The organism is Paenibacillus sp. FSL R5-0923 (assembly GCF_038009145.1).
Taxonomy (GTDB): Bacteria; Bacillota; Bacilli; order Paenibacillales; family Paenibacillaceae; genus Paenibacillus_AQ.
Window position 1 is genome coordinate 1,262,486 of sequence record NZ_JBBPAT010000001.1, and the last position, 12,014, is coordinate 1,274,499.

General features: G+C 45.0%; 11 protein-coding genes. 10 read left to right on the plus strand and 1 reads right to left on the minus strand.

The window, feature by feature from the left end; all coding sequences use genetic code 11:
• Nucleotides 1-31 precede the first annotated feature (31 nt).
• The 8 genes from argB (at nucleotide 32) to MKX35_RS05605 (ending at nucleotide 9,769) form a co-directional block, all read left to right on the plus strand.
• On the plus strand, nucleotides 32-862 hold the full coding sequence (gene argB, locus MKX35_RS05570; protein WP_076297893.1) for an acetylglutamate kinase: 831 nt from the start codon (nucleotides 32-34) through the stop codon (nucleotides 860-862).
• Nucleotides 863-932: 70 nt separating this feature from the next.
• Nucleotides 933-2,219 carry an acetylornithine transaminase gene (locus MKX35_RS05575; protein WP_076297892.1) on the plus strand — a complete coding sequence of 429 codons (1,287 nt, stop codon included), beginning with the start codon at nucleotides 933-935 and terminating at the stop codon, nucleotides 2,217-2,219.
• A complete protein-coding gene (gene argF / locus MKX35_RS05580) occupies nucleotides 2,216-3,184 on the plus strand; it encodes an ornithine carbamoyltransferase (protein ID WP_042192355.1) in 969 nt (322 codons plus the stop codon). The genes MKX35_RS05575 and argF overlap by 4 nt, the downstream gene beginning before the upstream one ends.
• 311 nt (nucleotides 3,185-3,495) lie before the next feature.
• The gene (locus MKX35_RS05585) at nucleotides 3,496-4,731 is read left to right on the plus strand and encodes an argininosuccinate synthase (RefSeq protein ID WP_076297891.1); all 1,236 of its coding nucleotides are present in this window, start codon (nucleotides 3,496-3,498) and stop codon (nucleotides 4,729-4,731) included.
• A 94-nt stretch (nucleotides 4,732-4,825) separates the two neighbouring features.
• Complete coding sequence (gene argH / locus MKX35_RS05590) at nucleotides 4,826-6,241, plus strand: argininosuccinate lyase (protein ID WP_076297890.1); 1,416 nt, start codon at nucleotides 4,826-4,828, stop codon at nucleotides 6,239-6,241.
• A 146-nt stretch (nucleotides 6,242-6,387) separates the two neighbouring features.
• On the plus strand, nucleotides 6,388-7,587 hold the full coding sequence (locus MKX35_RS05595) for a phosphoenolpyruvate hydrolase family protein (RefSeq protein WP_076297889.1): 1,200 nt from the start codon (nucleotides 6,388-6,390) through the stop codon (nucleotides 7,585-7,587).
• A gap of 99 nt (nucleotides 7,588-7,686) precedes the next feature.
• Nucleotides 7,687-8,895: a Tm-1-like ATP-binding domain-containing protein gene (locus tag MKX35_RS05600; protein ID WP_076285686.1), complete on the plus strand. Its 1,209-nt coding sequence runs from the start codon at nucleotides 7,687-7,689 to the stop codon at nucleotides 8,893-8,895.
• 43 nt (nucleotides 8,896-8,938) lie between these two features.
• On the plus strand, nucleotides 8,939-9,769 hold the full coding sequence (locus MKX35_RS05605; protein WP_076297888.1) for a phosphoenolpyruvate hydrolase family protein: 831 nt from the start codon (nucleotides 8,939-8,941) through the stop codon (nucleotides 9,767-9,769).
• A gap of 141 nt (nucleotides 9,770-9,910) precedes the next feature.
• On the opposite strand, the gene MKX35_RS05610 is transcribed toward MKX35_RS05605, so the two are convergent.
• Nucleotides 9,911-10,699, minus strand: coding sequence for an alpha/beta hydrolase (locus MKX35_RS05610; protein WP_076298113.1), 789 nt, complete (start codon nucleotides 10,697-10,699; stop codon nucleotides 9,911-9,913).
• A gap of 188 nt (nucleotides 10,700-10,887) precedes the next feature.
• Between MKX35_RS05610 and MKX35_RS05615 the strand changes: the two genes are divergently transcribed.
• Entirely contained in the window at nucleotides 10,888-11,478 is a 591-nt protein-coding gene (locus MKX35_RS05615; RefSeq protein WP_076297887.1) for a type IV pilus modification PilV family protein, read from the plus strand.
• Complete coding sequence (locus MKX35_RS05620) at nucleotides 11,462-12,001, plus strand: type II secretion system protein (RefSeq protein WP_076297886.1); 540 nt, start codon at nucleotides 11,462-11,464, stop codon at nucleotides 11,999-12,001. Before MKX35_RS05615 ends, MKX35_RS05620 begins: the two co-directional genes overlap by 17 nt.
• The last annotated feature ends 13 nt before the right edge of the window (nucleotides 12,002-12,014 follow it).

Below are 12,014 nucleotides of genomic sequence, written 5' to 3' on the forward strand. Positions count from 1 at the left end.
CTTAAGCCCACAAGGGAAGGATACCGAACTTATGACGCTAAATAGCGAGCTTGAACTTATAGATGCATTAGATGGTAGTGGATTGTTTGTGATGAAATGCGGCGGCAGTACGCTGGCTGCTCTTCCTGATTCTTTTTTCGAAGATTTACGAGATTTGCAGCAGGAAGGCATTCAGCCTGTAATTGTTCATGGCGGAGGGCCAGCCATTTCAGAGAATCTAGCAAAGCTGGGCATTGAAAGCAGCTTCGTGAACGGTCTGCGAGTAACCACCGAGGCAGTACTAGATGTCGTAGAGATGACACTGGCAGGGAGTATCAACAAGGCGATTGTAAGGCGAATTCAAGGAAGTGGCGGTCTAGCTCTAGGGCTATCCGGTATCGATGGAAATATGATTACTGCTAGACCCGTAGCTAATAGCGCAGAAGTAGGTTTGGTAGGAGAAGTAACGGAAGTAAAAGCTGAGATCGTAACTGGTATTGTTGGGATGGGATATATTCCTGTCATTGCACCTATCGGTGTAGATGCTGCAGGTCAGCGCTACAATATTAACGCAGATACAGCAGCAGGGGCAGTCGCTTCATATGTAGAGTCTCCCCAAATGATCGTAGTTACAGATGTGCCTGGCATTATGAGTACGGTGGAGGGTCGAAAGGTTGTGCTTCCATCCGTTACCGTACAGGAAATCGAAGCTTTAATTGAAAGTGGAGAAATTTACGGTGGCATGATCCCAAAAGTACGGGCAGCTATCGATTGCATTCAAGGCAGCGTTTCAGAGGTTATTATTGTGGATGGAAAAGAACCGCGGGTGCTTAGCCGAGTACTACAAGGTGAAGCGATAGGCACACGTATTATTCGTTCGTAGAATCATAGATGAATATCATTTAGAGGTGCAGCCTGGTACACAGGAGCACAAGGTGGGAGAGTGACTTAGAATGAGCAAGCTTACACAAGCTGAATTGGATTCGCAAGCAGGGGCACAGCAGACCGATACAGTAGGATCAAGTACGCCGGATGTTGCAGCAGGCAAGCTGAGCGCGGTATTTCCTTCTTACGCCAGATATGATCTTAGCTTAGTTAAAGGCAAGGGCACCTGGGTATGGGATGATAAGGGCAATAAGTATCTTGATTTCACAAGTGGATTAGCTGTGACCAGTCTAGGTCATGCTCCTGAAAAAGTCGGTGCGAAGCTGAAGGATCAGATTGATACGCTCTGGCATGTCTCGAACCTGTTCCATATTCCTGGACAGGACAAAGTTGCAAACCTTTTGACAGAGAATAGCTGCGCTGATCAAGTGTTTTTCTGCAATAGTGGGGCAGAAGCGAATGAGGCTGCTATTAAGCTGGCTCGTCGTTACCACCAGAAGATTAAAGGTGTGGATCGTTATGAGGTCATCACATTTGAACAATCCTTCCATGGACGTACATTAGCCACACTAACAGCTACAGGTCAGCAAAAGGTAAAAGAAGGATTCCTGCCGCTTCCAGCAGGCTTCAAGACTGTACCCTTGCATGATCTCCCGGCGTTAGAAGCTGCTATCGGGGATCATACAGCTGCTATCATGCTGGAGATGGTGCTTGCAGAGGGTGGCGTGCTAGAGGTAGAACCAGAGTTCTTGAATGCTGTAGTGGCACTGTGCAAGAAACACGGATTGCTTCTGATTGTAGATGAGGTACAGACAGGTATGGGACGTACAGGCAAGTTATTCGCTCATCAGCATTATGGAATTGAACCAGATATTTTCACTTTGGCTAAAGGGATTGCTAGTGGGTTCCCAGCGGGCTTAATGCTTGGCAAAGGGTATTTGCGTGAAGCATTCTCACCTGGCAGCCATGCGTCCACCTTCGGAGGAACACCGCTTGCAACTGCGGTTATGGCAGCGACGATTGAGACAATGTTGGAGGATGAGCTTCCTCAACGCGCTGAAGAAATGGGTAAGTACCTGACAGGTCTTTTGAAAGAGAAGCTGGCGGATAGTTCTTTTGTGAAGGATATCCGTGGTAAAGGACTGTTAATCGGGATTGAATGTCAATCACCAGTGGGCGATATTGTTTTGGCTGGACAAAAGAAAGGTCTGTTGTTCGTGACAGCAGGTCCTAATGTCCTTCGCTTACTGCCTAATCTATATGTAAGTAAAGAGGAGATCGACCAAGCGGTGGACATCGTCTCCGAACTCATTCATACTTATGCTAAACAAGCAAACGGGGAGGTAAGCTCATGAGTCAGGGCGTACAGAGTAACAAGCACACCATTGCGCAGCAACTGAAAGGCCGTGATTTACTGGAGCTGAACGATTACAGCCCGGAGGAAATTACGTATCTGATTGATTCGGCGATTGAGCTGAAGAAGAAGCAGAAAAATGGCGAAGAATTTCAGCCGCTGAAGGGGAAAACAATTGGTCTTATTTTTGAAAAATCCTCTACTCGTACGCGCGTGTCGTTTGAAGTTGGAATGTATCAGCTGGGAGGGCATGCCCTTTTCTTGAGCAAAAATGATATTCAGCTTGGACGCGGTGAAACCGTTGGAGATACAGCACAAGTAATGTCGCGTTACCTCGACGGCATTATGATCCGTACCTTCGGCCATGACAAAGTAGAGGATCTGGCCCGTTATGCTTCTATTCCAGTAATCAACGGTCTGAGCGACCTGGCACATCCTTGCCAAGTGCTGGCGGATTATCAAACCATTTATGAGCACAAAGGAAAGCTTAAAGGCCTGAAGCTGGCTTATATCGGCGATGGAAACAATATGGCACATTCCCTGATGATTGGTGGCGCTAAGCTGGGCGTGGACGTATCTATTGCCGGACCGGAAGGTTATGAGCCGGATGCAGCAGTTGTCGCAGAAGCTCGTGAGATCGCTAAAGAAACCGGAGCGAAGATTGTTGTTACTCACAGCCCACAAGAAGCTGTGCAAGACGCTGACGTCATCTACACCGATGTGTGGGCGAGCATGGGCTTCGAAGAGGAGCAAAAGGCGCGTGAAGCGGCATTCAAGGACTATCAGGTCAATGAGGAGCTTGTAAAAGGCGCGAAGAGCGATTATCTCTTCCTGCACTGCCTGCCAGCCCACCGTGAGGAAGAGGTCAGCACAGGCGTGATTGACGGCCCTAACTCGGTGATCTTTGATCAGGCTGAGAACCGCCTGCATGCACAAAAGGCTTTAATGGCTGCGCTGATGAGTTAAGGAATCATAGATAATTAGGATTGAAATTATATTGGTCTAAGATTATATCAAATACTATATAAGATGAACTTAATAAGTAGCGTTGGAATTCCGGTGCGGAGCAATGAAGTGAAAGTTTGGAACTGTAGGAGCGTTAGCGTTCGCCTTTATAATCAGATTTCATCTGCGAAGGCAGACTACAATCATAGAAATCTGATTATAACAGCGACCGGAAGTCCAAACATTTCACGTAGTTGCGCTTTATCACCGGAGTTCTATAAGCGCATTTAAGCGAATCTTATACCCCCCACACGAAAGGAAGTTGCCACACCATGGCTAAAGAAAAAATTGTACTCGCCTATTCCGGCGGACTAGATACATCTGTTATTTTGAAATGGCTTAAAGAAACTTATGATGCTGAGATCATCGCCTTCACAGCCGATATCGGCCAAAAAGAAGAGCTCGACGGTTTGGAGGAAAAAGCACTAGCAACCGGCGCTTCGAAAGTATACATCGACGACCTGCGCGATGAATTCGCTAGCGATTTCATCTACCCTATGTTCCAATCTGGCGCACTTTATGAAGGCCAGTACTTGCTCGGAACTAGTATTGCTCGTCCACTGATCGCTAAGCGCATGGTGGACATCGCCATCGCTGAAGGCGCAACGGCTATCGCACACGGTGCGACAGGTAAAGGGAATGACCAAGTGCGTTTCGAGCTTGGTGTAGCTGCATTGGCTCCGAACATCAAGGTGATCGCACCTTGGCGTCTGGAAGAGTTCCGCAATCAATTCCCGGGTCGTGCGGAAATGATCGCTTATGCGGAAGCTAATGATATTCCGGTACAAGCCTCTGCGGCGAAGCCATATTCGATGGACCGTAACCTGCTGCATATCAGCTATGAGAGCGGCGTATTGGAAGATCCTTGGTTCGATCCAAGTGCACCAGAGAACAAAGGAATGTTCCTGCTGAGCAACGCTCCTGAGGATGCTCCGGATGAAGCGGAATATTTGGAACTCGATTTCGTTAAGGGAGACTGCGTAGCCCTGAATGGTGAGTCCTTAACTCCACTTCAAGTGATGGAGAAACTGAACGAGCTAGGCGGTAAACACGGTATCGGACGTGTGGATATGGTTGAGAACCGTTTTGTCGGCATGAAGAGCCGCGGCGTGTATGAGACTCCGGGTGGAACAATCCTGTTCGTCGCTCATCGCAAAATGGAGTCCATCACGATGGACCGTGAAGTGATGAACCTGCGTGACAGCCTGATCACTCGTTACAGCACTTTGGTGTATAACGGTTTCTGGTTCGCTCCAGAGCGTATTGCACTGCAGGCTCTTGTGACGCAAAGCCAACAAAATGTAACGGGTACTGTTCGTCTTAAACTGTACAAAGGCAATATCATTGGCGCTGGAGTGAAGAGCCCAGTCAGCCTATACAACCCTGAGATTGCAACGATGGAAGCTGATCCTACACAAGCTTATGATCAAGGGGATGCCACTGGTTTTATCCACTTGAACGCTTTGCGCCTTAAAGTTTCTACAGGTGTAAATGGAGCTTCTAAATAGTACGATAACATATACTTAAACGGGCAACCCCGAAGGCCGTTCCTCCCGTCAGGATAGGAGCGGCCCTCTGGCGTCCAAGAGGAGGAAACAACAGGTGAGCAAGCTTTGGGGCGGACGGTTTACTAAAGGAACGAACAAGCTGGTGGAGGAATATACGGCTTCCATTGGCTTTGATAAGGCTTTGGCCAAAGAGGATGTGCAAGGCAGTCTGGCACATGTCACGATGCTGGGCAAATGCGGAATCCTTCCACAAGAAGACGTGGAGACGATTAAGCAAGGTCTGAACAAAGTATTGGACAAGGTTAACGCTGGAGAGGTTGTTTTCTCCGTAGCGGATGAAGACATCCATATGAATATTGAAAAACATCTGATCGAGGAAATCGGTCCGGTCGGTGGTAAACTGCACACTGGACGCAGCCGTAACGATCAGGTGGCAACCGATATGCACCTTTACTTACGCGGCCGTGTAGTTGAGCTAGTTAGCTTGCTGCATGAGTTGCAGGAAGCTTTGATCGAGCAAGCCAAAGACAATGTGGAGACGATCATCCCTGGGTATACGCATTTGCAGCGGGCTCAACCGATCCTGTTTGCTCATCACTTGTTGGCTTACGTCTCCATGTTCCGCCGCGATGCAGAACGTCTGACGGACAGCTACAAACGGATCAACGTTCTGCCACTCGGAGCAGGAGCGCTTGCGGGAACGACCTTCCCGATCGACCGCCATTTTGTGGCGGAACAACTGGGTTTTGACAGTGTGTATGAGAACAGTCTGGATGCTGTCAGCGACCGCGATTTCATCGTGGAGTTCTTGGCAAATGCTTCGCTTATCATGACACATCTATCCAGACTCAGTGAGGAACTGGTGCTGTGGAGCAGCACGGAGTTCAGCTTTGTAGAACTGGATGATGCTTTCTGCACAGGCAGCAGCATTATGCCGCAGAAGAAGAACCCGGACGTACCAGAACTGGTACGGGGCAAAACAGGCCGCGTTTACGGCAACCTGATTGGCTTGCTGACCGTACTCAAATCTTTGCCACTAGCGTACAACAAGGATATGCAGGAAGACAAAGAAGGCATGTTCGATACAGTTACTACACTGACTGGTGCACTGCAATTGTTCGCACCGATGATCTCCACTATGAAGGTGAACAAAGGCCGTATGCGTGAAGCCGTGAACACGGACTTCTCGAATGCAACGGATATCGCCGACTTCTTGGTAGGCAAAGGTCTTCCTTTCCGCCAAGCACATGAAGTAATCGGAAAAACAGTGCTCTACTGCATTAACGAAGGCAAGTTCCTGCTGGATCTGACGCTGGAAGAGTTCAAGCAATTCTCGCCGCTGTTCGATGAGAATATCTATGCTGTTCTTCAACCGGAAGCTGTAGTTAACGCCCGTAACGTTTATGGCGGCACAGCCACCGTTCAGGTGAAAGCTGCAATCGAACGCGCGGAGCAGGCACTGCATGAAGCTAATGAATGGGTTGTAAAACACGGTGACGCTATATTGTAAACCGTATCAATACCAAATCTCGCCTCAGACTTTTATAGGTCGCAGGCGGGATTTTTTTTATCTAAAAGGGCTCTAACTATAACACGACTGGATTCACAGTGTGCTTTACGGTTATCCTTAGATTAGGGATAGGAGGGTGCGTAAGTATGAGTAGAGAGCAAATCCTAGACGAGCTTAAATCGCAATTAAAACTTGGGAATCATATTATTGGAGTAGCCACAGGTGCGGGAATAACGGCAAAGTATGCGAAGCAGGGTGGAGCAGACTTCCTTCTGATGTTAAACTCGGGTAAATTCCGCCAGATGGGGAGGAGCTCTCTCGCTGGGATTTTGCCATTTTGCAATAGTAATGATATGGTGATGGACTTTGCGTCTAGGGAAATCATCCCTTTGGTAAGAGATATTCCTATTATTTTTGGACTTAATGCAACCGATCCGACAAAAGATATGGTGAGCTATATTAGTGAAATAAAGGATAAGGGATTTTATGGAATTAATAATTACCCCACGGTTGGATTAATAGATGGTCAATTTGGAGAAGCTCTCGAAGATGAGGGGAATGGTTATCTACTCGAAGTAGAAGCTATAAGAATAGCACACGAAAAAGATTTGTTTACCATAGCCTTTGTATTTGACGAAATTCAAGCTGCTCAGATGATCGAGGCTGGAGCGGATATTATTTGTGCACATTTAGGCTTAACCGAAGGGGGATTATTAGGAGCCAAAAAAGTATTCTCTCTGGAAGCTGCCAAGGCTAAGGCGGACAAAATTTTTAATACATGCAATGAGCTAAAGCCAGATTTAATTAAATTGGTGTATGGTGGTCCGGTGAAAACGCCAATTGATGTGCAATATATGTACAGTAATAATCAAAACTTGATGGGGTATATCGGGGGCTCTGCTTTTGAAAGAATTCCATCGGAGAAGTCCATTACGAATATAACCAAAGCTTTTAAAGTGTCGGGGACACTGGATGAAGATGATTTTATGGTCAAAATGTTAGACGGCATCACAAAGCACTATGATTATGTTGAATTTGTAAAAGAATACGTAGCTCAAAATTATATGAATGAGATCTTGTTTGCAGATTTAGCTAAGGTGGCCCATGTATCCCGAAGTTACTTAAGTAGTTTGTTTACCAAAAAAGTAGGCTGCAGCTTTCAAACGTATCTCGTACAATTTCGGATGGATAAGGCAGCAGAAATATTACATAGAGACCATATCCAGTTATCTGAGCTAGCACCATTAGTTGGGTACCAAGACTATGCGCAGTTTAGCAAAATGTTTAAGAAGTATAAAGGGTTCTCTCCAAAACAATATAAATCTAACATAAACACAAAAACATAAGACATAAAAGCGTTTTCATTGATAAACCAAAGAAGTATGATTAACTCATAAGTTGATCATGCTTTTTTGTTGTAGATATTTGAAGAGGAGGTTGAAGAAATGAAGACGATTGCCATTGCCGGAACTTTTGACACCAAGGGTGAAGAATATCTCTACATTAAAAATTTGCTGGAAAGCTTGGAGCTAGGTACGTTTACGATTCATACGGGTGTGTTTGAACCCACTTTTACACCGGATATCTCTAACCGAGAAGTAGCAGCAGCCGCGGGTGTAAGTATAGATGAGCTCGTTGCCAAGAAAGATAGGGCACTAGCAACAGAATTATTAGCCAAAGGTATGGAAAAATTAGTACCTGAATTATATAAGCAAGGCAAATTTGATGGAATTATCTCCTTTGGGGGCACTGGAGGGACTTCACTTGTAACCCCTGGTATGCGGGCATTGCCTATTGGTGTACCAAAAGTGATGGTTTCGACCGTAGCTTCAGGGAATACTGCCCCATATGTAGGCACTAGTGATATTGTCATGATGCCATCGGTTGTAGATGTTGCTGGACTGAACTCCATTTCAACAAAGATTTTTACCAATGCGGCCTTCGCCATCGCCGGTATGCTTAAATTTGAGAATAAACAAGTGATAGAGAAAAAACCATTAGTAGCTACAACAATGTTTGGGGTAACAACCCCCTGTGTGACGGCAGCCCGTAACTATCTTGAAGCTAGAGGATATGAAGTGCTTGTATTCCATGCAACAGGTGTAGGTGGCCAGTCCATGGAAGCGCTAATCGAGGCTGGTTTTATTGAAGGTGTATTGGATCTGACCACAACAGAATGGGCGGACGAAATTATTGGTGGTGTGCTAAATGCTGGACCTCATCGGTTAGAAGCTGCTGGAAAACATCATATTCCACAGGTAGTATCGGTAGGCGCACTTGATATGTGCAACTTTGGCCCTTATGATACGGTACCCGAGAAATTTGCTGGACATAAGTTCTATAAGCATAACCCTACAGTTACTTTGATGAGAACAACGGTAGAAGAGAATGAAGCCATCGGTAAGAAGCTTGTCGAGAAATTAAATATGGCCAAAGAAAAAACGGTATTAATGTTGCCTCTTAAAGGGATATCCGGCATTGATGTTGTAGGGGAAGCTTTTTATGGCGTAGAGGAAGATCAAATGTTATTTGATACCTTGAGAAATGGTGTGAACAGAAATGTTGTCGAGGTTATCGAAATGGATTGTGCCATTAATGATGTAGAGTTTGCAGAAGCAGCAGCGCAGAAGCTAATAGATCTCATGAGCAAATAAGGCTTTTATAAGATAAATAAATATTTAAATGGAGGCGTTACACATGAACAAAAATACAAGAACTGAAATCATGGCGAAGTTTAGAGAAGAAGTAGCAAATGGAAAAATTCTTTTAGGTGTTGGGGCTGGCACAGGGATTACTGCAAAAAGCAGTGAAGCTGGCGGAGCGGATATGCTGATTGTTTATAATTCAGGAAGATACAGAATGGCAGGTCGTGGATCACTCGCGGGGTTATTATCTTATGGAGATGCCAACCAAATCGTAGTCGAAATGGGCTCTGAGGTATTACCTGTTGTGAAAAATACTCCCGTATTAGCAGGCGTATGCGGAACGGATCCTTTTAGAGTGATGGAGGTTTATTTAAAACAACTTAAGGAACAAGGTTTCAGCGGCGTGCAAAACTTCCCAACCGTTGGTTTGATCGATGGCGTATTCAGACAGAACCTGGAAGAGACAGGGATGGGATATGGTTTAGAAGTAGATATGATTAGAGCGGCGCATGAATTGGATATGCTCACAACGCCTTATGTATTTGATCCTGAACAAGCTAAAGCTATGGCAGAAGCAGGCGCAGATATTTTGGTGGCGCATATGGGCTTGACTACTAAGGGTACAATTGGAGCTAAGACAGCTCTTACTTTAGATGATTGTGTAGAAAGAATTGAAGCGATTATTAAAGCAGGAAAGGCAGTAAATCCCGATATTATGGTTATTTGTCACGGTGGACCGATTGCTGAACCAGAAGATGCTGCGTACGTAATTGAACGGACAGAAGGTATAGACGGATTCTTTGGTGCATCCAGTATTGAAAGATTTGCTGCTGAAAAAGGAATCACAGAACAGACTGGATTATTTAAAAAAATCACCAAATAAGCATAATTGCCTTCGGCATCCTTATAAGGACGGTAAGCAATTAAGCGAGAAATAAAATAACCCTCCGGAGAGGGCAATCTGAGTAGTATAGAATAAGGTGTAGCTTATAGCTGCACCTTTTTTGTTGTCTATTAGAAGAAGCTAATTATTACTCAACGGCAGCCAAGCCAATATATCGCGTATTTTGGCATCCCAATAGCCCCATTCATGTGTGCCTGGACCTTCTTCATAGGTTAAAGAAAGTGAGGTTGCTCGGCAGGCATCGCGGAAGCTCAAGTTATCGGTGTATAGGAAATCTTCTGTGCCACAGCATTGATACAACGCTGGTTTTGGTCCTGTAGAGCGGTTCACTTCCTCAAGCAGCCATAGCAGGTCTTCGGGCGTTCCGGCGATGTCGTCTGTTCCGAAAATCATTTCGTATTCTTTGCTTTTGACGGTAGGATTTTCCCCGTTCATAAAATTATGCGCCATATCAAGTGCTCCTGATAGACTTGCTGCAGCCGCAAAAGCTTCCGGTTTCCGTAGTCCTAGCTTGATCGCTCCGTAACCACCCATCGACAACCCGGCTACAAAGTTATCCTCGCGTTTATCTGACAATGGGAAGAATGAGCGCGCAAGCATAGGCAACTCCTCACTAATAAAGGTCCAATAACGACCGCCAACAGCCATATCCGTATAGAAACTGCGATGCACATTCGGCATAACTACAGCTATTCCCATCTCTGCTACATATCGTTCTATCGAAGTCCGGCGAAGCCAGATCGAATCATCGTCGGACAAACCATGTAGCAAATACAACGTAGGGTGTAGTTCTCCCCTGGTTACGTTGCTCATACCGATTTGTGTGGTTGTTTTTTGCGGCAAAATTACAGTCATTGAGGTATTCAATCCTAGTACTTCCGAATAAAATTTACACTCTATTAAAGCCATTTCATCCATCCCCTCTCTCTCCAAATAATAGCACAGAGCAAAAGTGAGAGATATTGTAGAAATATCTGAATTATAAGGGTTTTGAGGATTGCTGTAGCTGGATATGAGAGAATATAATGGAAGTAGAAAATTAAGGAAAAAACGTGCAAATATGAAAGCATTCTCGTAGGCGGGAGGAAGAAAGTAGGATGAAATCAGGCCTAAAGCAGGAAAAAGGATTTACATTGATCGAAGTGCTGGCCGCTATTGTGATCTTGTCGATAGTTTCACTGGTACTTACGTCTTACTTTACAAACGCCATGAGTTACTCTAAATCGAACCAGAACAAGACGATTATGGTCAATCTGGCGCGGAACGCGCTGTTTTATGTGGAGAAGCAGGATTTTGAGGAAATGAGTAATTTTTTTGTAACAGATTCACTAGAGCATAAGAAGATTGTAGATGCAGGTGGGGAACTGCCGATGATCAAGGCTTCAGAGTGTACAACGAAATTAACATGCGTATATAGCGATATTTTTGTGAATTCAGGAGCACTACCAGATGTATTAAATCCAATCATTAACAACATCAAATATGAGATTAATATTCGCTACCAGTCTCAACTTCATCAGGAGATGCAAGAGGGAAAGGATAGTGGTGGAGGGGTCGATACTCGTAAGAGTGAAATGGCACCCTATCTGATACCTGTCGAGGTAGAAGTGAGTGGGAATGGAGGGCCAGGAGGGGAAACGTACACTACGGTGGTGGAGGGATATATTACGGATGAGAAGATTCGCTAACCGTCTAAAAAATCAGCAGGGTTTTACTCTAATTGAAATGATCGCAGCCCTTACTATCTTCTCCATGGTTGTAGGGATTATTTCTATGGTGACGATGTTTGGGTTTCGAAGCTATCACAAAATAACGATTGAGAACTCTCTTCGTGAGGAAGCAGATTTGATTATGTCATCTATCATTAATGAATTATATGTATTTGGGCCTACTAGAGTGGAGAATACGACAAGCGGATTGAATTTGATAAAGGATTCAGATGGTGTAATATCTACACGAACTATTCAATTTGTTAAGGGTGGGGAAGGTGGTATTACTACACTTACCATAAATAGTGTCATAAACGATCCTCGCACCTCGATTCATTCCGATCTTTCTGGTTCTACGATTGTTTCTACCAATTCTAATGGTACGGATTGCAAGGCTAATATATCTTGTAGAAGCGGACTGGTCGATATAAAACTACTTCTAACTCAGCATTACGATGGAAGGACATATGATATGGAGATGGTGAGCAAATTTGGTTTTTAGGAGGAATCACATA